The following is a 25160-nucleotide window of genomic DNA, read 5'->3' as shown; positions in this document are numbered from 1 at the left end:
CCCGCGGCCAGCGGCGCCACGGGTCCGGCACCCGCCGACACTGACGCCGGGGCGTGGTACCGCGGCTACCCGCCGCCCCCGCCCGTCCCGCCGCAGCAGCCCGCGACGCGCGACTGACGGCTCCGCGCAGCGGAGCAAGCGGTGCGCGTACCGTGGAGGCATGGTGGATGCCGACGAGCTGCGCGACCTGGCCGAAGAGATCGCCCGAGAGGCGGGTGAGCTGGCGCGCCGCCGACGCGACGAAGGCGTGCGGATCGCCGACACCAAGTCGGCGCTCGCCGACATCGTCACCGACGCCGATCGCGAGGTCGAGGCGCTGATTCGCGCGCGCCTGCGCGATGCGCGCCCCGGCGACGGCTTTCTCGGCGAAGAGTCCGGCGCCGAGCGCGGCTCGACCGACGTCACCTGGGTCGTCGACCCGATCGACGGCACCGTCAACTACGCCTACGGCATTCCTCATTACGCGGTGTCGATCGCCGCCGTCACCGGCGAGCCCGACCCCGAGCATTGGACCGCGCAGGCAGGCGTCGTCTTCGCCCCGGCGATCGCCGAGCTCTTCCGGGCCGCGCGGGGGAGCGGTGCCTGGCTCGGCGCGGACCGGCTCGCGGTGTCGCAGACGACGGATGCCGGGGCGCTCGTCGCGACCGGATTCGGCTACGACCCGGCCACCCACGCGGGCGACCTCGAGCGGGTGCGTGCGGTCATGCCCCTCGCGCGCGACCTGCGTCGAGCCGGCGCCGCGTCGCTCGACCTCGCCTATGTCGCGGCCGGGCGTCTCGACGGCTACTTCGAACGCGGCCTGCACCCCTGGGATCATGCCGCCGGCGCGCTGCTCGTGACGGAGGCCGGAGGGCGGGTCGGCGGAGCCCCGGGTGGGCGCCCCGGAAGGCAGATGACGATCGCCGCGGGGCCCGACCTCTACGCGGCTCTCGACACAGCGATATACCGCTGACGATTCATGGCATTCTCAGCCGCCCGGGGGTAGTGTTTACCCGATCGTTACCTTTGCCGCCCGAACGGCAACGGTGATCAGAAGCCCGATTCACGACGCCGCTACCCCCGGAGCGGCCGGACGAGAGCCCCGCATTTGACGTTCGACACCCCCCTGGCTGACGCCGCGCCGACGCGCCGTTCCAGCCGCCGAGCCTCCGCGCCTGCCGCGCCGGAGGAGACGGGCGTTCCGCTCACCCGCGCGGAGCTGCGACGCCGAGCCGCGGCGCAGGCCGCGCAGGCGTCGACCGACGACCCCTCCGGGGACGCGCCCGTCGAGATTGCCCCCGAGCCGTCCGTCGCCGAGACGATCGTCGCCGAGGTGGCCGCCGCCATCATCGGCGAGACCGTCGGCGCCGCGCCCGACGCAGCTTCCCGGCGCCGCCTGCGCGAAGCCGCCGACGCCGTGTTCGCCCACGTCGCCGGCGACGACGTCGCCCCCGCCACGCTTCCGGCCGACCCCACCCTTCCGGTCGACGGGGCCCATGAGGCATCCTCCTCGGCTTTCACGACCCCCGAGCCGTGCCACCTCGACGAGTTCGAGTTCGCTGCACGGCTCTTCTCTTTCACGGCCGAGACGCCGGTGCAGCGCCCCGCCGCCGCATCCACACCCGACGAGGCATCCGCGCCCGTCGCAGCGTCGTCCGTGCACGTCGCCACCGGGCGCCCGCGTCGCGGTCGCGTCGTCTTCCAGCGCGTCGCCGCCGCCTCGTTCTCCGTCGGCGTCATGACGATCGTCGGCATGCTGGCCGTCGGCACCACGACCCCCGCCGCAGCCGTCGCCGCCGGGTCGTCCCTCACCTCCGACATCTCCGCGCCGTCAGCATCGTCGTCCAAGACCGGCGATGACAAGATCCAGGCGTTCGTGACGACGGGGGCGAAGGATGCCACGGCGCTCGATCGCCCCGAAGGCTACAACGTCGCCTCGATGTCCGAGATCGCGGCCGATTCCGGCGTGACGATCTTCGCGGGCGCGGGTCAGGGCACGTGGGTCAACAACCCGTCCGCCCCCATTCAATGGCCCTTCCCGGTGGGCGTGCCGGTCTCGGCCGCGTACGGCTCGTCGTCGTACCTCGCTGAGTTCTCGTCCGCGCACAGCGGCGTCGACCTGACCCCGGGTGCGGGAGCCGAGATCCACGCGGTCGCCGCCGGCACGGTGCGCATCGCGACCGAGTCGGGCGGCGACTACGGCGTGACGGTCGTCATCGACCACGTGGTCGACGGTCAGGTCGTCTCGACCCGGTACGGGCACATGCAGTACGGCTCTCTCCAGGTCACGCAGGGGCAGAGGGTCACCGCGGGGCAGATCATCGGCAAGGTCGGTCAGACCGGCAAGGCGACGGGCCCCCACCTGCACCTCGAGGTGCTGCTGGGCGGCACGACGACCACCGACCCGATGCCGTGGCTCTACGAGCACACGACCGGCACCCACGCGGTCGGCTGATCGGTTCGGCAGAGCCCCTCGGCTCTGATATCCTTTTCTGGTTGCCCGCTCGCGGGCAGCACGCCCCGATAGCTCAGTGGCAGAGCACTTCCATGGTAAGGAAGGGGTCGTCAGTTCAATCCTGACTCGGGGCTCGCAGCATCCACATCTCGCCGTGTGGGTGCGGCGCGGCGGGGTAGCTCAGTTGGTGAGAGCGCACGACTCATAATCGTGAGGTCGCGGGTTCAAGCCCCGCTCCCGCTACCGAATCAGCCCCCGGAACACGCGGAATACCGCGGAGGTCCGGGGGTTTTCTTCATGTCTGAGCGCGACGTCGCGGGGCACAAGCGTGTGCCTCCGTCGCTGCGGTCGGCCATGGCGTGTCCGAGGGCGGCGATAGCATGTAGCGTCCCCTCCTCGCCGCATCGTACGGAGATCGCGCATGCTCGGAAAGCTCCTGGTCCGGTACCTCCGGCCCTACCGATGGTGGCTGTTGGGGGTACTCGTCTTCCAGTTCGCCTCGGCCATGGCATCCCTCTACCTGCCGCGCCTGAACGCCGACATCATCGACAAGGGCGTCGCCGCGGGCGACACCGCCTACATCTGGTCGCGCGGGGTCTTCATGCTCGCGATCGCACTCGGTCAGATCGTCGCCTCGATCATCGCGACGTACTTCGCCGCGCGCGCCGCGATGAGCGCCGGTCGCGACATGCGCCGTGATGTGTACGAGAAGGTGAGCGGGTTCTCCGAGCGCGAGGTGTCGACCTTCGGCGCCGGCACGCTCATCACGCGCAACACCAACGACGTGCAGCAGGTGCAGATGCTCGCGATGATGGGCGCCACCATGCTCGTCACGGCGCCCCTGCTCGCCATCGGCGGCATCATCATGGCGCTGCAGCAAGACGTCGGGCTCAGCTGGTTGATCGCCGTCGCGGTGCCGCTGCTCCTCGTCATCGCGGGCTTCATCGTCAGCCGCATGGTGCCGCTGTTCCGCCAGTACCAAGACCGCCTCGACGGCGTGAACCGCATCATGCGTAAGCAGCTCACCGGCGTGCGGGTCGTCCGCGCCTTCGTGCGCGAGCGCATCGAAGAGGCGCGATTCCGTGTCGCGAACACCGGCATTCTCGTCATCGGCCGCAAGGTCGGCTCGCTCTTCGTCGTCATGTTCCCGCTCGCGATGCTCGTGCTGAACGTCACCGTCGTCGGCGTCATCTGGTTCGGCGGCATCCAGGTCGACGCGGGGCACGTGCAGATCGGCACGCTGTTCGCGTTCATGCAGTACGTCGGTCAGATCCTCATGGGCGTGCTCATGGCCACGTTCATGACGATCATGATCCCGCGCGCCGCCGTGTCGGCCGACCGCATCGGCGAAGTGCTCGACTCGAGCGACGCCCTCGAGCGCCCGGCGAACCCCGTTGCGACCTTTCCCGAGCGCGGCGTCGTGCAGTTCGACGACGTCTCGTTCAGCTACCCCGGCGCCGAGTCGCCTGTGCTCCAGGGCATCTCGTTCCGCGCCGATGCGGGCGAGACGGTCGCGATCGTCGGCTCGACCGGCTCGGGCAAGACGACCCTCGTCTCGCTCATCCCGCGACTGTTCGACGTGACCGGCGGCACCGTCCGCGTCGGCGGCGTCGACGTGCGCGAGGCCGACCTCGACCTCATGTGGCAGGGGATCGGCTACGTGCCGCAGAAGGCGTTCCTGTTCACCGGAACCGTCGCATCCAACCTGCGCTTCGGTCGCGAAGACGCCACCGACGACGAGCTGTGGCACGCGCTCGAGATCGCCCAGGCCCGCGACTTCGTCTCGGAGATGGACGGCGGGCTCGACGCGCGCATCGCGCAGGGCGGCACCAACGTCTCGGGTGGGCAGCGGCAGCGTCTGTCGATCGCGCGCGCGATCGCCCACCGCCCCGAGATCCTCGTGTTCGACGATTCGTTCTCGGCGCTCGACGTGGCCACGGATGCCAGGCTCCGGCAGGCCCTCTGGCGGGAACTGCCCGAGGTGACGAAGATCGTCGTCGCCCAGCGCATCTCGACCGTCGTCGACGCCGACCGCATCATCGTGCTCGACGACGGCCGCATGGTGGGCGCCGGAACGCACGCCGAACTGCTCGAGTCCAACGAGACGTATCGCGAGATCGTCCAGTCGCAGCTGGGAGTCGACGCATGAGCGCGCCCACCGGAACACCGCAAGCGGGCGCCGAGCTCTCCGAAGAAGAGCGCTACGAGCTCGAGCTCGCCGAGCAGGCGCGTCTGAACTCGGGCGACTGGGACTCGGTCGCCCCCGGCAAGGCCTCGAACTTCCGACAGAGCTTCTTCCGCATGATCGGGCTGCTCGCCCCCTACAAGTGGGCGTTCGGCTTCGTGTCGCTGCTCGGGGCGATCGGCGTCGTGCTCGCCGTCATCGCCCCCAAGGTGCTCGGCGAGGCCACGAACGTCATCTTCGAAGGTGTCGTGTCTGCCTCGCTCGGCGCGCAATTCCCCGCCGGCACGTCGCAGGCCGACGTGGTCGCGGCGCTCCGCTCGGCGGGGCAGACCGACATCGCGAACATCGTGGCGGCGATGCACGACTTCCAGGTCGGCGCAGGCGTCGACTTCGACCGGCTGCGCGGCGTCGTCGTCGCGGTGCTCGCGATCTACATCGCTTCGGCGTTCCTCACCTGGATCCAGGGCTACGTCATCAACGTGATCATGGTGCGCACGATGTGGCGCCTGCGCGAGCAGGTCGAGGCGAAGATCAACCGCCTGCCGCTGGCGTACTTCGACCGCGTGCAGCGCGGCGAACTGATCTCCCGCGTCACGAACGACATCGACAACATCACCCAGACGATGCAGCAATCGCTCTCGACCGCCGTCACGAACGTGCTGACCGTGGTGGGCGTGCTCATCATGATGTTCTCGATCTCGTGGCAGCTCGCGATCGTCGCCCTCATCGCACTGCCGCTCATGGCGGTCGTCTTCGGCGTCATCGGGCCGAAGTCGCAGAAGGCGTTCAACACCCAGTGGCGCAAGGTCGGGCGCCTGAACGCCCGCGTCGAGGAATCGTTCTCGGGCCACGCGCTCGTGCGCGTGTACGGCCGCGAGAAAGACTCGCGCGAGAAGTTCCAAGAAGAGAACGAAGAGCTCTACCAGGCGGCCTTCAAGGCGCAGTTCCTCTCGGGCCTCATGATGCCCGCGATGATGTTCATCGGCAGCCTGAGCTACGTCGGCATCGCGGTGCTCGGAGGCCTCATGGTGGCATCCGGTCAGCTGCGGCTCGGCGACGTGCAGGCGTTCATCCAGTACTCGCAGCAGTTCACGCAGCCGCTGTCCGAGCTCGGCGGCATGGCCGCGGTGGTGCAGTCGGGCACGGCGTCGGCCGAGCGCGTGTTCGAGCTGCTCGACGAAGACGAGCAGGAGCCGGATGCGCCGGACGCCCCCGCTCTCGTCGAAGGGCCGGGCGTCATCGAGTTCGAACATGTCGCGTTCAGCTACAGCCCCGACAAGCCACTGATCCGCGACCTGTCGTTCCGGGTCGAGCCGGGTCAGACCGTCGCGATCGTCGGGCCCACCGGCGCAGGCAAGACCACCCTCGTCAATCTGCTGATGCGGTTCTACGAGCTGGACGGCGGGCGGATCCTGCTCGATGGACAGGACATCGCCGCGCTCACCCGCGACGACGTGCGCTCGCGCACCGGCATGGTGCTGCAGGACCCGTGGCTGTTCGCCGGGTCGATCCGCGACAACATCCGCTACGGCAACGAGGATGCCTCCGACGAGCAGATCGTCGAGGCCGCGGTCGCGACCCGCGTCGACAGGTTCGTGCACTCGCTGCCCGACGGGTACGACACGATCCTCGACGAAGACGCGGCGAACGTGTCGGCGGGGGAGAAGCAGCTCATCACGATCGCGCGAGCGTTCGTGGCATCCCCCGGCGTGCTCATCCTCGACGAGGCGACGAGCTCTGTCGACACGCGTACCGAGCTGCTGCTGCAGCACGCCATGGCGGCGCTCCGCGAAGGGCGTACCTCGTTCGTGATCGCGCACCGGCTCTCGACCATCCGCGACGCCGACCTCATCCTGGTGATGGAGCACGGCGACATCGTCGAGAAGGGCACGCACGACGAGCTGATCGCCGCCGAGGGCGCGTACTGGCGGCTGTACCGGTCGCAGTTCGAGCAGGCCGCGTCGAGCGACGACGACGCTGCCGTCGGCGAGGCGCACGCGTGAGCGCGGCGACCGCGCACCGCAGCCCGCGGTTCGTGATGTCGTGCATCGCGGTCGGACTCGCCGCGGGGCTGCTCTCGGGCCTGTTCGGCGTCGGCGGAGGCACCGTCATCGTGCCGATGCTCGTGCTGCTGCTCGGGTTCGATCAGAAGCTCGCATCGGGTACCTCGCTCGCGGCGATCGTGCCCACCGCCACGGTCGGGGTGATCTCGTACGCGATCCATGGATCGGTCGATGTCGTCGTCGCCCTGATCCTCGCGGCGGGCTCCGTCGTCGGGGCGCAGATCGGTTCGTGGCTGCTCGCGCGGCTCTCTCAGAACGCGATTCGGTGGGGCTTCGTCGCGTTCCTCATCGTCGTCATCGTGATGCTGTTCGTCGTCGTGCCCTCGCGTGACGCCGAGTTCGAGTTCACGGTGCTCTCGGTGATCGGTCTCATCATCGTCGGTCTTCTCACCGGCACGATGGCGGGGCTGATCGGCGTCGGGGGAGGCGTGATCGTGGTGCCCGTGCTGATGTTCGTGTTCGGCACGAGCGACCTCATGGCCAAGGGCACCTCGCTGCTCATGATGATTCCGACGGCCATTTCGGGCACGATCGGCAACCTCAAGCGCGGCAACGTCGACCTTCTCGCCGCGGCCCTCATCGGCGGCGCCGCGTGCACGACGACGGCACTCGGCGCCTGGTTCGCGACCCTCCTCGATCCCGCCGTCGCCAACACCCTGTTCGCGGTCTTCTTGGCGTTCATCGCCGTGCAGATGGCGGTCAAGGCCCTGCGCTCGCGCCGCGCGCGCTGACCCCTGCGTCGCGCGCGCCGCGGCAGTTCGGGCGGGGTCGGTAGGATCGGGGGGTGTCCGTGAATCCTGAGCTGGTGGGTCGCGCCTTCGCGCCGACCGCCCCGTACCTCGTCGGGCGTGAGAAGGTGCGAGAGTTCGCGCGCGCCGTCTTCGCGACCGACCCGCAGCACACCGACCCGGCTGTCGCCCGCGCTCTCGGCTACGCCGACGTCGTCGCGCCGCCGACGTTCGCGATGGTGATCCAAGACCTCACGCTGCAGCAGCTGCTCGCCGAAGAAGACTCGGGCATCGCGCTCGAGCGCACGGTGCACGCCGAGCAGCGCTTCCGCTACACGAGGCCCATCGTCGCGGGCGATGAGCTCGTCGCACAGCTGAGCATCACGAACGTCCGACCGTTCGGCAAAGGCGCGATGGTCACGAGCGAAGCAGAGATCGTGGATGCCACGGGGGCGCACGTCGTCACGGCCACCTCGGTGCTGCTGATCGGGGGAGAGGTCGCATGAGCGCGTTGGCATTCGAAGAACGCGTCGCGGAGATCGCGGTGGGCGATGTCGTCGCCGAGCGCACCGTGCACCTCACCCGTGAGTCGCTGGTGCGCTACGCGGGGGCATCCGGTGATTTCAACCCCATCCACTACCGCGACGACGTCGCCGCGCGGGTCGGCCTGCCCGGCGTGCTCGCGCACGGCATGCTCACGATGGGCCTCGCCGTCGAAACCATCGTGGAGTGGCTCGGCGACAGCGGTCGCATTCTCGATTACGGGGTGCGCTTCACGAGGCCCGTCGTCGTCGATCCCGGGTCGGGCGCCGACGTCGCGGTGACCGCCAAGGTGGGCGCCGTCGACGACGACGCTCTGCGCATCGACCTGACCGTCGCCGCGGGCGAGACGACCGTGCTCGGCAAAGCCCAGGTGCGCGTGCGCCGGGGCGCCTGACGTGCCCGAGATCGAGCCGGTCGCCCTCGCCGACCTCACGACGCTGCGCGTCGGCGCCGCGCCCGCCCGCATGGTCGAGGCGCAGACGCGGGATGAACTCATCGGCGCCCTGCGCGACGTGTGGGCGACGGGCGAACCGTGGCTCGTCGTCGGCGGCGGCTCGAACCTGCTCGTCGGCGACGAGCCGTTCGAGGGCACCGTGGTGCTCGTGCGCACGCGCGGCATCGAACGGCTGCCGTCACCGCGCGAGGGCTACACGCGGCTGCGCGTCGAAGCCGGCCATGACTGGGACGCCCTCGTCGAGTACGCCACGGGGGAGGGGCTGTCGGGCATCGTCGCGATGTCGGGCATCCCCGGCACGGTCGGTGCCGCGCCCGTGCAGAACATCGGCGCCTACGGGCAAGAGATCGTCGAAACGCTCGTCGAGGTCGAGCTGATCGATGAGGCGACCGGTGAGGTGTCGACCGTCTCCGCCGCAGATCTGGCCCTCGGGTTTCGCACGTCGGTGCTGAAGAACCACTACGGATCGGTGGCGCCCCGCCCCGCCGTCGTCCTCTCGGTCACCCTCGAGCTGCGCGAGGTCGGCGATGGACCGTTCGCGCTGTCGGGTGCGCAGCTGCGACAGGCCCTCGGCGTCGCCGAAGACGAGCAGGTCACGCTGCGGTGGGTGCGCGAGACGGTGCTCGCAACCCGTGCGCGCAAAGGGATGGTCCTCGATCCGGCCGACCCCGACACCCGCAGTGCGGGGTCGTTCTTCCAGAACGCGATCGTCTCGGCATCCTTCGCCCGCACGCTGCCCGCGGAGTGCCCGCGCTGGCCGGTCTCGACGACCGCGGCGCCGCTCGACGCGCCCGATCGGGTCATTCCGCTCGCGGTATACGAGGGGATCGCTCCCGCCCCCGAGCCGGTGCAGCCCGACGTCAAGGTGAGCGCCGCGTGGCTCATCGAACATGCGGGGCTGCGCAAGGGGTTTCGCCTGCCGCGCTCGCGCGCGGGCCTGTCGACCAAGCACGCGTTGGCCGTCACGAATCGCGGCGACGCGACAGCCGGCGAGATCGCCGAGCTCGCCCGCTACATCCAGTCACGCGTGCAGAGCGAGTTCGGCCTGATCTTGCAGCCCGAGCCGGTGCTGGTGGGCGTCGAGCTCTGAGGCGGCTACGGCGCCGCGGTCACGACCGCCAGAGGTCGACCCACGACTCCCAGCGCGGCCCGGGCGGCAGCGCCTGGCCCGACTCGGCGTGCGCGCGGAGCCCGAGCAGCACGAGGCCGAGGTAACGCGCCTCGAGGTCGGCGGCCGCGTCGGCGTCGCTCGGCAGATGCGGGTGCAGCCGGGTCATCAACTGCATCACGTCGGCGGCGGTGAAGCCGGCGGGCAGTGCCTTCGCCGCCTGGTCGGCCTCGACGAGCGTGGTGAGCGCGATCTCGAGGTCGGCCGAGGCGGTGACGAGGTCGGGGCTCAGCTCGCTGCCCGCAGCCGTGCGGGGCTGCAGGATCGGGCCGTCGACCTCGACGAGGTACCGCGTCAGAAATCTGCCGACGAGTGACGGTGCCGCGGCGTCGCCGCCGGGCTCGGCGTCGCCCGTTTCGCTGCCGGTCCCGCCCGCGCCGGGCGCGATCGACGCGGCGAGGTCGGCCGCGCGTCGCACCCCCTCGACGCGTAGCGCTTCGAAGAGCGCTTCTTTGGTGTCGCTGGCGGTCTTCGCCCTGGCATCCTTCGCCGCAGCCCTCGCCCCGAACTTCGGCGTCCTGCTGGTCGCGCGTGCCGTGCAGGGTGTGAGCAACGGCGACGTTCCCGCTCGCCCTCGCGATCGTGCGCACGGCGCTGCCCGCCGATCGCCTGGTCCCCGCGGTCGGGCTGCTCTCGGGGATGATCGGCCTCGGCGCCGGCGCCGCCCTCATTGTCGGGGGTCTCGTCGTCGAAGCATTCGGGTGGCGCGGACTCTTCGCGCTCGGCGGCGTGCTCATCGTGATCGCGACGGTGCTCGTCGCCGTCGCGGTGCCGACGATCGCCGTGCCCGCCGTGACCCGCCGCACCGACGTCGCCGGCATCGTGCTGCTCTCGGCGGGCCTCGTCGGGGTGCTGCTCGCGGTTTCGCGGGGCGCGACCTGGGGCTGGACGAGTCTCGCGACGATCACGGTCGGCCTCGCCGGCATCGTGCTGCTGGTCGCCCTCGTCATCGTCGAGCAGCGGCACAGCGCGCCGCTCGTCGATGTGCGCACCTTTCGCCACGGCCCGCTCGTGGCGGTCAGCATCCTGACCCTCGCCGTGGGGTTCGTGCCCTACATTCGCTACGTCGCGCTGCCCGTGCTGCTGCAGGGGTCGGCGGAGCGCGGAGAGGGCGTGGGCGTCACGGTCACCGTGTCGGCGCTGCTCATGCTGCCGAGCGCGGTGATGGTCTTTCTCGGCGGCCGATTCTCGCCGGCGCTCGTGCGGCGGCTCGGCGCGGGCGTGACCGCTGCGATCGCCGCGGCGCTCATGGGGCTGGGGGCGGCAGGGCTCGCCCTCTGGCCGCAGAGCGCGACGGGCATCGCGGTGGCGTTGTCGGTGCTGGGTCTCGGGAACGGCATCGGCTACGCCGTCTGCGCGCAGCTCGTCGTCGCGTTCTCTCCCGCCGACGAAACGGCCGCCGCCATCGGGCTGAACACGATCGTGCGCACGATCGGCTCTTCGGCGGCCGCTCCCGTCGTCGCCGCGCTCCTCGCCTCGGCGGGCGCGTTGAGCGTCGGTGCGTTCTCCGTGCCGTTCTGGGTCGCGGGCGCGGTCAGCGCCGTCGGAGTGCTCGTCGCGATCCCCCTGATGGCGCGCCGCTGACCTGCGGATGCCGGTGACCTGCGGATGCCACTGATCGCCGGATGCCGGTTACCGCCGGATGCCGCTGATCGGCGCCGCTCGGCGCGCGGTCTCAGCCGAACAGGGCCTGCAGGCGCTGCACGCCTTCGAGCAGCTGATCGTCGCCCAGCGCGTACGACAGGCGCAGGTAGCCCGAGGGGCCGAACGCCTCGCCCGGCACGACGGCGACCTCGGCCTTGTCGAGGATGAGGTCGGCGAGCTCGAGCGACGTGTCGACGCGCGTTCCCTGCCACTCGCGGCCGAGCAGGCCGCGCACGTCGGGGTAGACGTAGAACGCACCGAGCGGGTTCGGCACTTCGACGCCGGGGATCTTCGAGAGCTCGGCGACGATCACTTTGCGGCGCCGGTCGAAGGCCTGGCGCATCTGCTCGGCTTCGGTCTGCGGCCCGGTGAGGGCCGCGAGCGCCGCGCGCTGGGCGATGTTGTTGACGTTCGACGACAGGTGCGACTGCAGGTTGCCCGCGACCTTGATCGCCTCGGCGGGGCCGACCATCCAGCCCACGCGCCAGCCCGTCATCGCGTACGTCTTCGCGACGCCATTGACGAGGATCGTCTGACCGGCGAGTTCGGGCACGGCCTCGACGATCGAGACCGCGCGGGCGCCTTCGTAGACGAGATTCTGGTAGATCTCGTCGCTGATGACCCAGATGCCGTGCTCGAGCGCCCACTGGCCGATCGCTGCGGTCTCTTCGGGCGTGTACACCGACCCGGTGGGGTTCGACGGCGAGACGAACACGAGCGCGGTCGTGCGCTCGGTGCGGGCCGCCTCGAGCTGGGCGACCGTGACCTTGTAGTCCTGGTCGGCGCCGGCGAACACCTCGACCGGCACGCCGTCGGCGAGGGCGATCGCCTCGGGGTAGGTGGTCCAGTAGGGAGCCGGCAGCAGCACCTCGTCGCCCGGGTTCACAACCGCCTGGAAGGCCTGGTAGACCGCCTGCTTGCCGCCGTTGGTGACGATCACCTGCGACGGCGCGACCTCGAGCCCCGAGTCGCGCAGGGTCTTCGCCGCGATGGCCTCGCGGAGCACCGGCAGACCCGCCGCGGGCGTGTAGCGGAAGTTGGCGGGGTCGTGCAGGGCTGCGGCGGCGGCATCCACGATGAACTGCGGGGTCGCGAAATCGGGCTCGCCCGCCGCGTACGAGATGACGGGGCGGCCGGCCGCCTGCAGGGCCTTCGCTTTGGCGTCGACCTTGAGGGTCGCCGACTCGGCGATGGCGGAGAGTTTGCGGGAGAGCGGGGCGCGTTCGGTCACGGTGCCAGCGTAGTCGGCGCGGGCAGGCCCGTGAGTGTCTCGCCGGCCCTCTTCAGCCCGCCGCCTCGTCGGTCGTCCCGAACAGCCCCTGCCCGTACTCCATGAGCGCGTCGTACGCCTCGCCGTAGGTCGTCGGCACTTTCTCGTGCGGGGCGTAGCGCGCCATGAGCATGCCGAGCAGCCCGCGCGCGGGCGAGGTGAGCGGCCGCGCGCGGTGCGCGTCGGCCGTGCCCTCGCTCACCGCTTCGGGGTTGGGCGGATGCCACAGCGAGGTCGGCTGCGGCCACGTGTAGGGCTGGCGCGCACTCGTGCGGGTCACCGCATTCGCGATCGTCGTGGCGCCGGCGTCGCGCGCGGTCAGCGGCGCGAGCCCGTGCTGGGCGCACAGGGTCGCGGCGACCGAGCCGTGGTGCATCTCGTCGTGGATCACGGTGCCGGCGTCGGTGTAGGCGCCGATCACGAGGGCGGGCACGCGCGGCCCGAGCCGGTCGAAGGCGAAGCCCATCTCGCCCGGACCGCTGTCGTCGGGCGGCGTCGCGCGCGGCGGGGCGACATGGTCGAAAATGCCGCCGTGCTCGTCGAAGGTGACCATCAGCGTCGTGTTGATCGCGTTCGACCCCGTCGTCGACGCGCTCGTGCGGATCGCGTCGTAGACGTCTTGCAGCAGCTTTTCGCCGGCGCGCACGTCGGAGTAGGCGCTGTCGTCGATCTCGATCGTCGTGCCGTCGTCGAGGGTGAGCTTTCCGTCGCGCAGTTCGCCCCACGGCGGGTGCATGTCGTTGTGGTTGAAGATCATGCGCGGCTCGATGAACGAATACGCGGGCAGGTCCCCCGCGGCGGCGTCGGCGTAGAACTGCGTCATGTCGCGGAAGTTCGTCTTCCAGTACTTCTCGAGCGCGGGGGCGTGGATGAGCCCGGTGAGCGAGATGAGCTGGGTGGGGTCGTAATACACGCGCCACGGAATGCCCGCCTCTTCGAGACGCGTGAAGATCGTGGCGGATGCCGGTGCCTTCAGCCATTTCTCATACGAGCCGTCGGTGTGGTTCACGACGAACCCGTGCGAGGTCGACGCGTGGAAGAACGAGCGGTTGCAGTACGTCTGCGAGGGGACGGCGCCGAACCAGCGGTCGAAGACGGCGAACTGGCGGGCGAGGGTCGAGAACACCGGCAGCATCTCGGGGCTGAACCCGCCCATCGCGACGCGGTACTCGGCTTCGGTGGGTTCGCGGTGCAGCGACGCGCGGTAGGTGGCGACGTAGTCGCGCACGAAGCCGCTGTTGGTGGCCGGCGTGGCGGGCGTCGGCGCGTTCGCGGGCGGATGCACGATGTCGAACAGCTGCGTGTTCACGTGCGGGTAGGTCTCACCCGGGTCGGGCTGCGGCTGCTGCATGATGCGGTCGGTCGGGCCCGTGTAGACGTGCGCCTCGACCCGCGTGCCGTCGGGGGCGTGGTTCGCGAAATCGCCCTGCGCGATCCCGTCGAACTCGGCGGCGGTCTTCTCGTCCGCCGTGTAAAGCCGGCCCAGGATGTTGTCGAAGCTGCGGTTCTCGAACATCAGCACCACGACGTGGTCGAAGCCGGGCTCGGAGCGCTCGGGCAGCGGCGTGAACTCGGCCGGATGGACTGTGCGCGGCGTGTTCGCCGAGATCGCATACCCCGCACCGATGGCCCCGCCCGCCGCGGCGATCCCGGCGATCCCGGCGATCCCGATCCCGGTGCGGCGCAAGAACTGCCGCCGGCTCGAGCCTTCGTCGTGCGTGGTCATCTTCGAAGTCTACGAGCGCGCCAGCAGACGCACGGATGCCCCGCACCCCCGAGACAGGCGGGGTGCGGGGCATCCATTGCAGCGGTGCAGCCGCGGATCAACCGAACTGGTTCATCGTGTTGTCTTTGCCGCCGGCCTTGAGGGCCGCATCGCCGGCGAAGTACTCCTTGTGGTTGTCGCCGATGTCGCTGCCGGCCATGTTCTGGTGCTTCACCGTCGCGATACCCTCGCGGATCTCGCGGCGCTGCACACCCTTGACGTAGGCGAGCATGCCCTCGTCGCCGAAGTAGCCCTTGGCCAGGTCATCGGTCGACAGCGCGGCCGTGTGGTACGTCGGCAGCGTGATGAGGTGGTGGAAGATGCCGGCACGGGCCGAGCCGTCCTTCTGGAACGAGCGGATCTTCTCGTCGGCGAGGGTGGCGAGCTCGGTGTCGTCGTAGGCGACGTTCATGAGGTCGGCACGGTCGTACGCCGAGACATCCTTGCCCTCGGCCGCGAGGGTGTCGTACGCCTGCTGACGGAAGTTCAGCGTCCAGTTGAACGACGGGCTGTTGTTGTAGACGAGCTTCGCGTTCGGGATCTCTTCACGGATGGCATCCACCATGCCCGCGATCTGCTCGACGTGCGGCTTCTCGGTCTCGATCCAGAGCAGATCGGCGCCGTTTCGCAGAGACGTGATGCAGTCGAGCACGCAGCGCTCCTCACCGGTACCGGCGCGGAACTGGTACAGGTTGGATGCCAGGCGCTTGGGCCGCAGCAGCTTTCCCTCGCGGCGGATCACGACGTCGCCGTCGTGCAGGTCGGTGCCCGAGACCTCTTCGACATCGAGGAACGAGTTGTACTGGTCGCCGAGGTCGCCGGGCTCGGTCGAGACGGCGATCTTCTGCGTGAGACCGGCGCCGAGGGAGTCGGTGCGGGCGACGATCACGCCATTGTCGATGCCGAGCTCGAGGAACGCGTAGCGGACCGCGTTGATCTTCGCGAGGAAGTCCTCGTGGGGCACCGTGACCTTGCCGTCCTGGTGGCCGCACTGCTTCTCGTCGGAGACCTGGTTCTCGATCTGGATGGCGCAGGCGCCCGCCTCGATCATCTTCTTGGCGAGCAGGTACGTCGCCTCGGGGTTGCCGAAGCCGGCGTCGATGTCGGCGATGATCGGCACGACGTGGGTCTCGTAGGTGTCGATCTGCGACTGGATGAACTCTTCGGCCGTCTCATCGCCCGCCGCACGCGCCGCGTCGAGCTTCGTGAAGAGCAGGTCGAGTTCACGCGCGTCGGCCTGACGGAGGAACGTGTACAGCTCTTCGATGAGCGCGGGGACCGCGGTCTTCTCGTGCATCGACTGGTCGGGCAGGGGTCCGAACTCGCTGCGCAGGGCCGCGACCATCCACCCCGAGAGGTAGAGGTAGCGCTTGTTCGTCGACTTCAGGTGCTTCTTGATCGAGATGAGCTTCTGCTGGCCGATGAAGCCGTGCCAGACGCCGAGCGACTGGGTGTAGACCGACGAGTCGGCGTCGTACTCGGCCATGTCGCGACGCATGATGTCGGCGGTGTACTGCGCGATCTCGAGGCCCGTGCGGAAGCGGTTCTGCGCCCGCATGCGGGCGACGGCTTCGGGGTCGATCGCGTGCCAGCTCGATCCGTTCTCTTCTTTCAGGGCCCGGATGGCGTCGATGTCGTCCTGGTACTCGGTCATGATGTCTGTCCTTCGTTGGAGGTTGATCAGGCGTTGGTTGTTTCGCAGAGAGGGGGTCGTATCACGCGGATTCGACGAGGAACCGGTTGTAAGCGGGGATCGTGAGGAACGCGGGGAAGTCTTCGCCCAGCGCCACCTCTTCGAAGATCGCCGCAGCGTCGTCGAACCGATCGCCATCGAAGCGGGTGACCTCTTCGAGTGCCCGGGTGATCAGTCCCTCGACGTACTCGCGGGTGATCTTCGTGCCGTCCTCCGTGGAGCGGTCCTGGTGGATCCACTGCCAGATCTGCGAGCGCGAGATCTCGGCGGTCGCGGCATCCTCCATCAGGTTGTCGATCGCAACGGCGCCGAGCCCGCGCAGCCACGCCTCGATGTAGCGGATCGCCACCGACACGTTCGCGTAGACGCCGGCGGCCGAGATCGGCAGTCCGATGTGCACGTCGATGAGCTGGGATGCCTTGACGTCCACCTCGGGGCGCTGGCGGTCGACCTGGTTCGGGCGCTCGCCGAGCACGGCGTCGAACTCGGCGCGGGCCACGGGGATCAGGTCGGGGTGCGCGACCCACGTGCCGTCGAAGCCGTCGCCGGCCTCGCGCTTCTTGTCGGCCGACACCTTCTCGAACGCCTGAGCGGTCACCTCGGGGTCGCGGCGGTTCGGGATGAACGCGCTCATACCGCCGATGGCGAAGGCGCCGCGCTTGTGGCAGGTCTGGACGAGGAGCTCCGTGTACGCCCGCATGAACGGCACGGTCATCGTCACCTGGCTGCGGTCGGGCAGCACGAACCGGGCGCCGCGGCCACGGTAGTTCTTGATCATCGAGAAGATGTAGTCCCACCGGCCCGCGTTCAGCCCCGCGATGTGGTCGCGCAGCTCGAAGAGGATCTCGTCCATCTCGAACGCCGCGGGCAGCGTCTCGATCAGCACGGTCGCCCGGATCGTGCCGTGAGGGATGCCGATGTACTCCTCGCTGAAGGTGAAGACGTCGTCCCACAGCTTCGCCTCTTCGGACGACTCGATCTTCGGCAGGTAGAAGTACGGGCCGACGCCGTTCTCGATCAGGCGCTTCGCGTTGTGGAAGAAGTACAGGCCGTAGTCGACGAGCGAACCGGATGCCGCGAGCGTGCGCCCCGCGCGGTCGGTGAAGCTCACGTGGTTCTCGGTCAGGTGCCAGCCGCGCGGTCGCATCACGATCGTCGGCGTCTGCTCGGCGGTCACCTCGTAGACCTTGCCCTCGGGGGAGGTGTACGAGAGCTGGCCGCGGATCGCGTCGTAGAGCGACAGCTGCCCCTCGATCACGTTCTTCCAAGTGGGGCTCGTGGCGTCTTCCTGGTCGGCGAGCCACACCTTCGCGCCCGAGTTGAGCGCGTTGATGGTCATCTTGGGGTCGGTCGGGCCGGTGATCTCGACGCGACGGTCTTCGAGGCCGGGGCCGGCGCCGGCGACGCGCCAGTCGGCGTCGTCGCGGATGTGCGCCGTGTCGGCACGGAACTGCGGGTCGTGCCCGTTGCCGATCTCGAACCGGCGGCGCAGACGGTCGGCCAGCCGGTCGTGGCGGCGCCCCGCGAAGCGCGCGTGCAGCTCGCTGAGGAACGCGAGCGCGTCGGGGGTGAGGATCTCGTCGTACCGCTCGCGGATCGGGCCCGTGACGACGATCGCCGACGTCGGGATGGGCCCCGTCGTGGGGCGGGTGGTCTCATCAGGCGCGATGCCCGTGGCGGTCGGAATCATGGCCTTGCCTTTCGTGTTGGTCCGCCTGTCCCCGAACTTCGAGGTCCCCGAGCTCGTCGAGGGGCGGTGAGACCACTCTGGGTGAAGATTCGAGGCCGACTTGACCAAATCGGCTGTGAAGTTTGCTCGTTCTTCTGCATCTGTGACACACTTCCGGACATGACGAACGTCGATGTTCCCGCAGCGGCAACGGATGCCGCCGACGCCGATGCCCTCACGATCGGCCGCCGCATCCGCCAGCTGCGCACTGCCCGCGGCATGACCCTCGACGAGCTCGCCGCCGCCGTCGAGCGCGCGCCCAGCCAACTGTCGATGATCGAGACGGGCAAGCGCGAGCCGAAGCTGACCCTCCTGCGCGCGATCGCGAAGGCGCTCAGCGCCACGGTCGACCAGCTGCTCGAGGCCGAGACGCTCGACGAGCGCGCGACGCTCGAGATCGCGCTCGAGCGGGCGATGAAGGGGCAGACGTTCCGCGCGCTCGGCATCGCGCCGTTCCGCATCGGGCGCAGCATCCCCGACGACGCGCTGCGCGCGATGCTCGCGCTGCAGGGGGAGATCGAGCGTCTCGGCGACGAGCGGTCGGCGACGCCCGAAGAAGCGCGCCGTGCCAACGTCGAGCTGCGCCACCTCATGCGCCGTCAGGACAACTACTTCCCCGAGCTCGAGGAGCACGCCCGGGGCATCCTGCGCGCCGTCGATCACCCGGGCGGGCCGCTCACCCAGCGCACCGCGTCGGACATCGCCGCCCACCTCGGGTTCTCGCTGCACTATGTGGCCGATCTGCCGGCATCCACGCGCAGCGTCGCCGACCTGCGCAACGGCCGGCTGTACCTGTCGAGCACGGTGCCGGCCAAGGGCGACTCGCGCACCGCCGTGCTGCAGGCGCTCGCGAGCCGCATCCTCGGGCATTCCGAGCCGCACTCGTACGCCGAGTTCCTGCGACAGCGGGTCGAGACGAACTACCTCACCGGGGCGCTGCTGGTCCCCGAGGAGCACGCCGCGTCGGCGCTGCGTGAGGCGAAGACCCGGCGTGCGCTGTCGATCGAGGACCTCCGCGACACCTACTCGGTCTCCTACGAGACCGCCGCGCACCGGTTCACGAACCTGGCGACCCGGCACCTGGACATCCGCGTGCACTTCCTCAAGGTGCACGAGTCGGGCACGATCACGAAGGCGTACGAGAACGACGACGTGAACTTCCCGTCGGACAGGCTCGGATCGATCGAGGGTCAGCTGTGCTGCCGCCGGTGGACCAGCCGCGTCGTGTTCGATATCCCCGACAAGTTCAACCCCTACTACCAGTACACCGACACCGGCAACGGCACCTACTGGTGCACGGCCCGTGTCGAGGGCTCGAGCGAGGGCGCCCATTCGGTGTCCGTGGGCGTGCGCTTCGACGACACGAAATGGTTCCTCGGACGCGAGACGACCAACCGCGGGGTGTCCCGGCATGCCGTCGAGGTGTGCTGCCGGCGGGCCCCCGCCGAGCTGGAGTCGCAGTGGCGCGACCAGGCCTGGCCGAACGTGCGCACGCCGCGGACGCTCCTCGCGACCCTCCCGACCGGCGCCTTCCCCGGGGTGGACACGACCGACCTTTACGAGTTCCTCGACGCGCACGCGCCGCAGGGGTGACGCCGCCGCCGGAGTGAGGGGAGCCTTGCCTGGCTGGTCGTCGCCTCGCACCCGCCGTAGCGTGAGGGCATGACCGGTTCAGCGCCCGAGGGCACCCACGTCGACGAGCCGCACGCCCCCGGACTCGCGCAACGCCTGAACTGGCTGCGCGCGGGAGTGCTCGGCGCCAACGACGGCATCGTTTCGACGGCCGCCGTCGTCGTCGGTGTCGCCGGCGCGACATCCGAGGTCATGCCCGTCTTCCTCGCGGGTTCCGCCGCGCTGGTGGGTGGCGCGATCTCGATGGCACTCGGGGAGTACGTCTCGGTCTCCAGCCAGCGCGACAGCGAGCACGCCCTCATCGAGAAGGAGCGCGGCGAGCTGCGCGCAGATCCCGAAGGCGAACTCGCGGAACTCGTCGGGCTCTACAAGAAGCAGGGCCTCAGCCCCGAGACGGCGGCGACCGTCGCCGCGGAACTCACCGCGAAGAATGCGCTGAAGGCGCACCTCTCGGCCGAGTTGAACATCGATCAGGATGACGTCGTGAGCCCATGGAACGCGGCTCTCGCCTCATTGATCGCCTTCACGATCGGCGCGCTGCTGCCGATGGCGACGATCCTGCTCGTGCCGCACCCGACGCGGATCCCTGCGACGTTCGTCGCTGTCCTGCTCGCGCTCGCCGTGACGGGCTACGTCGCGGCGTGGATCGGTGGAGCGCGCCGCGGGCGTGCAGTCGTGCGCACGCTGATCGGCGGCGCGGTCGCGCTCGGAGCGACGTTCCTGGTCGGCACGCTGTTCGGCACGACCGTCGCGTGAGCGGAGCGCGGGCGCAGTGCGTCCGCGTGGCATCCGCTATGAAAAGCATGTGAACCGCGAATTCTTGGCATCGTCTGGGAGCCCGCATCGCACGCTTTTCGCATGACCGTTCACGTTCCCGATCTCGTGGCCGCATCCGCCCCCTCCGCGCCCGCTGCTTCCGCTGCTCCACGACGTGCGGTCGCGCCGGCCACGCTCGATGCAGCGTGGCATGCCGCGGCCGTGGCGTTCATCTGGCTCACGAGCCTCGCGATCGCAGCCCTGTGGGTGGCGGGCGGGGGAGTGCAGGCGGTCCTCGGCGGCGGGGCCGAGTCGGCGAACACCCTCGGGCGTCTCACCGGCCTCACATCGGCGAATCTCCTTCTCTACCAGGTACTGCTCATGGCCCGGGTGCCGCTGTTCGAACGCGGCATCGGGCGCGATGCGATCGCGCGCATGCACCGCATCACCGGGTTCTGGTCGTTCTGGCTGATGCTCGCGCACGTCGTCCTCCTCGTCGTGGGCTACTCGCAGCAGGCGGGGGTGTCTCTCCTCGCCCAGGCGTGGGATCTCGCGTGGAACTACCCCGGCATGCTGCTCGCCACCGCCGGCACGCTCCTGCTGGTTCTCGTCGTCGTCACGAGCATCCGCCGCGCGCGGCGGCGTCTGCGCTACGAGTCCTGGCACCTGCTGCACCTGTACGCCTACCTCGGCGTCGGCCTCGCGATCCCGCACATGCTCTGGACGGGGGCGGACTTCACCGCGCACGCCTGGGTGAGTGTGTACTGGTGGGCTCTGTGGGCGCTGACCGCCGCTGCCGTGGTGGTCTTCCGTGTCTGCGTGCCGCTGTGGCGATCCGTGCGCCACGGTATCCGCGTCTCTTCGGTCGAGCACGACGGGCCGCGCGGCGTCGTCGTACGGATGAGTGGACGCGCACTCCACCGCCTGCGTGCGCGCCCCGGGCAGTTCTTCGTCTGGCGGTTCCTCGACGGCCGCGGGTGGACACGCGGGCACCCCTTCTCGCTCGCCGCTGACCCCGGGCGCGGCGGCCTGGTGATCTCCGCGCGTGTCGTGGGTGACGGCACGCATCGGCTGACGCGGCTCCGACCCGGCACGCGCGTTCTGATCGAAGGCCCCTACGGTCACATGACGGGGCGCGTGCGCATGCGTCGCCGGCTCCTGATGTTCGGCGCGGGGGCGGGCGTGGCGCCGCTTCTCTCGCTGCTCGAAGCCGAGCCCTACGGCCCCGGCGATGCGACTCTCGTGACGCGCGATCACGTCGACGAGGACGCGCTGGGTGCCGCCGCCGTCGACGCCCTCGTGCGCCAGCGCGGCCTTCGGCACATCCGGATGAACGGACCGCGACGCACCGGCGGTTCGTCGTGGATGCCGCGCGGAGTCACTGATTGGCCGGGGGCGGAGGTCGTCCGCTCTCTCGCGGGTGACGTGACCGACGTCGACGTCTACGTCTGCGGGCCCATTCCGTGGATGGCCGCCCTGCGCCAGGACCTGCGGTCGGCGGGAGTGCCGGCCGATCGCATCCACAGCGAAGCATTCGCCGTCTAGGCGACGCGGAACGAACCGGGAGACACACGATGAAGAAGATCGTCTACGGCATCCTCGCCACCCTCAGCGGACTCGTCCTGCTGTTCAGCTATCGCACGTCGCTCGGAGAGGCGGTGCCGACGGACGTGCAGCCGGCGCAGGCCGCGCCGTCCGTGGCGACGCCTCACTCGGCGGCGACGCCTTCGGCCTCGACGACGCCCACCGCATCGGCGTCGGCGTCGGCGTCTCCGTCGGGGGCCGCTCCGGCGGCGACATCCGGGCTCACCGACGGCACGTTCACAGGATCGCCGACGAGCACGCGCTACGGACCGGTCCAGGTTCAGATCACCGTGACCGGAGGGAAGATCGTCGACGTCCAGGCCGTCGAGTACCCGACGGACAACTCGAGGGACCGCCAGATCAACGAGCGCGCCATCCCGCAGCTCGTGTCGGAAACGCTCAACGCGCAGAGCGCCGACATCCACTTCGTCTCGGGCGCCACGTATACCAGCCAGGGATACCTCGACTCCTTGCAGTCCGCGATCGATCAGGCGAACGCGTGAGCGGCGTGCGGGTGTGGACCCGAGAGCTCATGGGCACCGTGTTCAGCGTGCACGTGGTCGGCGATGCCAGCGGTGGGCCGGAGCAGCGGGCGGCCGAGGACCTGGCGGCGGCGCGGTTCTTCGATGAGGTGAGCGGGATCGAACGGATCTTCTCGACCTTCCGGGACGACTCCGAGGTGTCGCGAATCCGCCGAGGTGAGCTCGACTTCGCGTCCGCAGACCCGCGCGTCGGAACGGTCGCGGCAGCGTGCGACGAAGCCGAGACGGCCACAGCGGGCCGTTTCAGCGCGCACTGGCGCGGCGGATTCGATCCGACGGGTTATGTGAAGGGGTGGAGCGTCGACATCGCCGGCGCGGGGCACCTCGAACCTCTGCTCCGCGAGCCGGGGATTCGCGCGCTGGGTGTGAACGCGGGCGGGGACGTGCGGGTGTGGAGCAGGCCCGAGACGCCGTGGACCTGGCGCGTAGGCGTCGCCGACCCGGCGCGGCGCGGCGCGATCGTCGCGACGATCGAGCTGACCTCGGGGGCCGTCGCCACGTCGGGCACCGCTGAGCGGGGGGGACACATCATCGAGCCGGCGAGCGGCCGTCCTGCGGGTGGAGCCCGCAGTGCGACCGTCGTCGGCGCCGACCTGGCGACCGCCGACGTCTGGGCGACCGCGGCGGTCGTCGCGGGCGCGGAGGATCTGTCGTGGATCAGGGGAGCGCCGGTCGCGTCGGGGCTGATCGTCTCGTCCGACGGTGGCGTCCGGCGCTTCGCGAACGGCGTCGAGCTCTGCATCGTGCCGGCCGCGTGAGGACCGCCATCCCGGCGGTCAGCCGCGTGGAAGCGTCAGAAGGAACGTCGTGCCCGCGGGCGAGGTGCGCTCTACGGTGATCGAGCCCCCGGCGGCGGTCGCCGCCTCGCGCACGAGGGCGAGGCCCAGTCCGAATCCCCGGCGCCGTCCGGCCTCCGGCCCCCGTGCGAACCGCTCGAAGACGCGATCGACGTCCTGCGCGGCGATGCCGAGCCCGGCGTCGATCACGCGCACGGCGATGCGGTCGCCCTCCGCGCTCGTCGAGATCTCGACTTCCGACCCTCGCGGCGCGTGCTGCACTGCGTTGTCGAGCAGTGCAACGCACAGCCGCGTCAGCGTGGTGGTGGGGATCCGCGCGCGCACGTCCCCGGTCGCCGCCGCCTGGCCTGCTGCGCTCCGGACGCCGAGCGCGACCCCGGCGTCGTCGGCGAGCGGGGTCACCGTGCGCACCGCGGCGGACACGGCGTCGGAGACGATCGCCGTTCCGGAGCTCTGGCCCGCTTCGGCGGCCAGCAGCATGTCGGTGAGCACGTCGTCCATCACGGCGACGTCCTCGCGGAGCGCGGCGAGCGTCGACCCAGGATCCTCGCCGCGGGCGATGCGTCGCTGCAGCAGCTGCACCCGGCTGCTGAGGGCCGTGAGCGGCGTGCGCAGCTCGTGGCTGGCATCGGCGACGAAGGTGCGTTGCAGGCGCAGCGCACCCTCGAGGGGGCGCACGGCGCGCCGCGCCCCGAACCACGCGACGATCGCGAGGAGCAGGACGCCCACGATTCCGAGCCCGATCACCCACGGCAGCACATGGTCGACATCGATCACGAAGCGGTCGCCATCGCCGCCGTGAGCGCCGCTTGGGCCGCCGTGATCGTGCGCGTCGTCCGGGCGCCCACCGGCGAGGAGGACGGTGACGAGGATCGCCACTCCTCCGGTGAGGACCGCTGCGGACCCGATGCCGACGACCGCGCCGACGCGCAGGGCCGCTCGCTGCACTCGGCGGCGGTCGCCAGCGTCGTTCACGATGACGCCCCCGCCCGATAGCCGCGCCCTCGGACCGTCTCGATCGTGCCGGGGGAGGTCTTGCGTCGGATGTAGTGGACGTAGGTGTCGACGGAGCTCAAAGCATCGTCCGAGGTGAACACGGCGCGGAGGATCTCCTGACGGGAGAACACGTGTTCGGGGCTCTCGCTGAGGAGGGAGAGCAGGCGCGACTCCGTGGGTGTGAACGCGACGCGCTCGCCGCCCGGGCCGTACGCCACATCGGCATGCGGCAGGAATGCCCATTCGCCGATCTCGCGCCTGCGCCCCGCCGCACGGTGGCCGCGCACGAGCGCCCGGAGGCGAGCGAGCAGTTCGTCGAAGTCGAAGGGTTTGACGAGGTAGTCGTTCGCGCCGGCGTCGAGGCCGTCGACGCGGTCCGCGACGGCACCGAGGGCCGTGAGGAGCAGGATCGGCGTCGTGATGCGGGCCGTGCGGACCGACGCGACGAGGCTCGCCCCGTCGAGGTCGGGGAGTCGCCGGTCGATGACCATGACGTCGAACCGCTCGGAGAGTGCGCGTTCGAGGGCGTCGCGACCGTCGGTGACATGCGTCACCTCGTATGTCTCGCTGAGCACCTCGATCGTCATCTCTGCGATGACGCGATCGTCCTCGACATAGAGCAGGCGCGGTGCCGCACCTCGAGCGCCCGTCTCCATCCGGCGTCCTTTCCGATATCCGTTACCCTCGCATTCATTCCGATGCGTGCCAAGAAAGCTCCAAGGGTGTTCAGCACGGCGGCGAAGGCGCCCGCACTCCACATCCCGCGCGACCGACCGCAACCCCGGCATCCATGTCCCACAAAAGGGCTGATCCGGGGCGAAATGCCGCCATTTTTTTGGGACGAGGATCGCCTCGGGTGGGACGAGCGATGGTCAGGCGGTCGCGACGAGGGCGGCCCAGAGCTCGGCGCGCGCGGGGAACGAGCCGAGGTCGACGCCGAGCAGCCGCTGCGCCTGCGCGACCCGGGCGCGCACGGTATGACGATGGATGCCGAGGGCCTGCGCGGCCTCGTCGATGCGCGCATCGTGGGCGAGCCACGTGCGCACCGTCTCGACGAGGCTCGACCCGTGGGAGGCGTCGTGGTCGCGCAGCGGCGCGAGCCGCGCGTCGGCGAGCGCCCGCGCCGCGGGGGAGTCGAGGCTCGCGAACAGGCCCCGGGCGACGTCCTCGGCGAAGC

21 protein-coding genes, 2 tRNA genes and 1 pseudogene are annotated in these 25160 nt (G+C 70.2%); 16 read left to right on the top strand and 8 right to left on the bottom strand.

Annotated features, from left to right (window positions below; translation table 11 throughout):
- Nucleotides 1–160: 160 nt before the first annotated feature.
- The 10 genes from G3N18_RS11985 to G3N18_RS11940 all read left to right on the top strand — a co-directional run bounded on the left by G3N18_RS11985 (nucleotide 161) and on the right by G3N18_RS11940 (nucleotide 9497).
- On the top strand, nucleotides 161–952 hold the full coding sequence (locus tag G3N18_RS11985) for an inositol monophosphatase family protein (RefSeq protein ID WP_196384517.1): 792 nt from the start codon (nucleotides 161–163) through the stop codon (nucleotides 950–952).
- 135 nt (nucleotides 953–1087) lie between these two features.
- Nucleotides 1088–2434 (top strand): M23 family metallopeptidase, encoded by a 1347-nt coding sequence (locus tag G3N18_RS11980; RefSeq protein ID WP_196384516.1) that lies wholly within the window; start codon nucleotides 1088–1090, stop codon nucleotides 2432–2434.
- Nucleotides 2435–2496: 62 nt separating this feature from the next.
- Nucleotides 2497–2568 (top strand) — tRNA-Thr (locus G3N18_RS11975).
- Nucleotides 2569–2603: 35 nt separating this feature from the next.
- Nucleotides 2604–2677: transfer RNA gene (locus tag G3N18_RS11970), tRNA-Met, on the top strand.
- Nucleotides 2678–2855: 178 nt separating this feature from the next.
- Nucleotides 2856–4583 (top strand): ABC transporter ATP-binding protein, encoded by a 1728-nt coding sequence (locus tag G3N18_RS11965; protein WP_196384515.1) that lies wholly within the window; start codon nucleotides 2856–2858, stop codon nucleotides 4581–4583.
- Nucleotides 4580–6622: an ABC transporter ATP-binding protein gene (locus tag G3N18_RS11960; protein ID WP_230404152.1), complete on the top strand. Its 2043-nt coding sequence runs from the start codon at nucleotides 4580–4582 to the stop codon at nucleotides 6620–6622. The genes G3N18_RS11965 and G3N18_RS11960 overlap by 4 nt, the downstream gene beginning before the upstream one ends.
- The gene (locus tag G3N18_RS11955; protein WP_338038544.1) at nucleotides 6619–7413 is read left to right on the top strand and encodes a sulfite exporter TauE/SafE family protein; all 795 of its coding nucleotides are present in this window, start codon (nucleotides 6619–6621) and stop codon (nucleotides 7411–7413) included. The genes G3N18_RS11960 and G3N18_RS11955 overlap by 4 nt, the downstream gene beginning before the upstream one ends.
- Before the next feature lie 53 nt (nucleotides 7414–7466).
- Nucleotides 7467–7916, top strand: coding sequence for an FAS1-like dehydratase domain-containing protein (locus G3N18_RS11950; protein ID WP_196384514.1), 450 nt, complete (start codon nucleotides 7467–7469; stop codon nucleotides 7914–7916).
- Nucleotides 7913–8347, top strand: coding sequence for a MaoC/PaaZ C-terminal domain-containing protein (locus tag G3N18_RS11945; protein ID WP_196384513.1), 435 nt, complete (start codon nucleotides 7913–7915; stop codon nucleotides 8345–8347). Before G3N18_RS11950 ends, G3N18_RS11945 begins: the two co-directional genes overlap by 4 nt.
- Nucleotide 8348: 1 nt before the next feature.
- Complete coding sequence (locus tag G3N18_RS11940) at nucleotides 8349–9497, top strand: UDP-N-acetylmuramate dehydrogenase (RefSeq protein ID WP_196384512.1); 1149 nt, start codon at nucleotides 8349–8351, stop codon at nucleotides 9495–9497.
- A 19-nt stretch (nucleotides 9498–9516) separates the two neighbouring features.
- Here G3N18_RS11940 and G3N18_RS11935 read toward each other — a convergent pair whose 3' ends face one another.
- The gene (locus G3N18_RS11935; protein ID WP_196384511.1) at nucleotides 9517–10128 is read right to left on the bottom strand and encodes a hypothetical protein; all 612 of its coding nucleotides are present in this window, start codon (nucleotides 10126–10128) and stop codon (nucleotides 9517–9519) included.
- Between the two features lie 14 nt (nucleotides 10129–10142).
- Here G3N18_RS11935 and G3N18_RS11930 point away from each other — a divergent pair.
- Nucleotides 10143–11159: pseudogene (locus G3N18_RS11930) on the top strand (MFS transporter); the annotation flags it as partial.
- Nucleotides 11160–11250: 91 nt separating this feature from the next.
- Here G3N18_RS11930 and G3N18_RS11925 read toward each other — a convergent pair.
- The 4 genes from G3N18_RS11925 to aceB all read right to left on the bottom strand — a co-directional run bounded on the left by G3N18_RS11925 (nucleotide 11251) and on the right by aceB (nucleotide 17637).
- A complete protein-coding gene (locus tag G3N18_RS11925) occupies nucleotides 11251–12450 on the bottom strand; it encodes an aminotransferase class I/II-fold pyridoxal phosphate-dependent enzyme (RefSeq protein ID WP_196384509.1) in 1200 nt (399 codons plus the stop codon).
- 52 nt (nucleotides 12451–12502) lie between these two features.
- Nucleotides 12503–14215, bottom strand: coding sequence for an alkaline phosphatase family protein (locus tag G3N18_RS11920; RefSeq protein WP_196384508.1), 1713 nt, complete (start codon nucleotides 14213–14215; stop codon nucleotides 12503–12505).
- Nucleotides 14216–14312: 97 nt separating this feature from the next.
- Nucleotides 14313–15908, bottom strand: a complete 1596-nt coding sequence (locus tag G3N18_RS11915; protein WP_196384507.1) for an isocitrate lyase — start codon at nucleotides 15906–15908, stop codon at nucleotides 14313–14315.
- Nucleotides 15909–15969: 61 nt separating this feature from the next.
- Complete coding sequence (gene aceB, locus G3N18_RS11910; RefSeq protein WP_196384506.1) at nucleotides 15970–17637, bottom strand: malate synthase A; 1668 nt, start codon at nucleotides 17635–17637, stop codon at nucleotides 15970–15972.
- Nucleotides 17638–17796: 159 nt separating this feature from the next.
- On the opposite strand from aceB, the gene G3N18_RS11905 reads away from it, so the two are divergent.
- The 5 genes from G3N18_RS11905 (at nucleotide 17797) to G3N18_RS11885 (ending at nucleotide 22948) form a co-directional block, all read left to right on the top strand.
- Entirely contained in the window at nucleotides 17797–19269 is a 1473-nt protein-coding gene (locus G3N18_RS11905; protein ID WP_196384505.1) for a helix-turn-helix transcriptional regulator, read from the top strand.
- A gap of 69 nt (nucleotides 19270–19338) precedes the next feature.
- Entirely contained in the window at nucleotides 19339–20064 is a 726-nt protein-coding gene (locus G3N18_RS11900) for a VIT1/CCC1 transporter family protein (protein WP_196384504.1), read from the top strand.
- A gap of 102 nt (nucleotides 20065–20166) precedes the next feature.
- A complete protein-coding gene (locus tag G3N18_RS11895; protein ID WP_196384503.1) occupies nucleotides 20167–21609 on the top strand; it encodes a ferredoxin reductase family protein in 1443 nt (480 codons plus the stop codon).
- A 29-nt stretch (nucleotides 21610–21638) separates the two neighbouring features.
- On the top strand, nucleotides 21639–22151 hold the full coding sequence (locus G3N18_RS11890) for an FMN-binding protein (protein WP_196384502.1): 513 nt from the start codon (nucleotides 21639–21641) through the stop codon (nucleotides 22149–22151).
- Nucleotides 22148–22948 (top strand): FAD:protein FMN transferase, encoded by an 801-nt coding sequence (locus G3N18_RS11885; RefSeq protein ID WP_338038541.1) that lies wholly within the window; start codon nucleotides 22148–22150, stop codon nucleotides 22946–22948. Before G3N18_RS11890 ends, G3N18_RS11885 begins: the two co-directional genes overlap by 4 nt.
- Nucleotides 22949–22966: 18 nt before the next feature.
- Here G3N18_RS11885 and G3N18_RS11880 read toward each other — a convergent pair whose 3' ends face one another.
- The 3 genes from G3N18_RS11880 to G3N18_RS11870 all read right to left on the bottom strand — a co-directional run.
- A complete protein-coding gene (locus tag G3N18_RS11880; RefSeq protein ID WP_196384501.1) occupies nucleotides 22967–23962 on the bottom strand; it encodes an ATP-binding protein in 996 nt (331 codons plus the stop codon).
- A complete protein-coding gene (locus tag G3N18_RS11875; protein ID WP_196384500.1) occupies nucleotides 23959–24639 on the bottom strand; it encodes a response regulator transcription factor in 681 nt (226 codons plus the stop codon). Before G3N18_RS11875 ends, G3N18_RS11880 begins: the two co-directional genes overlap by 4 nt.
- Before the next feature lie 216 nt (nucleotides 24640–24855).
- The coding region (locus tag G3N18_RS11870) for a helix-turn-helix domain-containing protein (RefSeq protein WP_196384499.1) at nucleotides 24856–25160 on the bottom strand (305 nt) is incomplete at its 5' end.

The organism is Microbacterium paulum (genome assembly GCF_015707995.1).
Taxonomy (GTDB): Bacteria; Actinomycetota; Actinomycetes; order Actinomycetales; family Microbacteriaceae; genus Microbacterium; species Microbacterium paulum.
The sequence above is the reverse complement of the archived record's forward strand: the minus strand, read 5'-3'. Positions and strand labels throughout refer to the sequence as shown.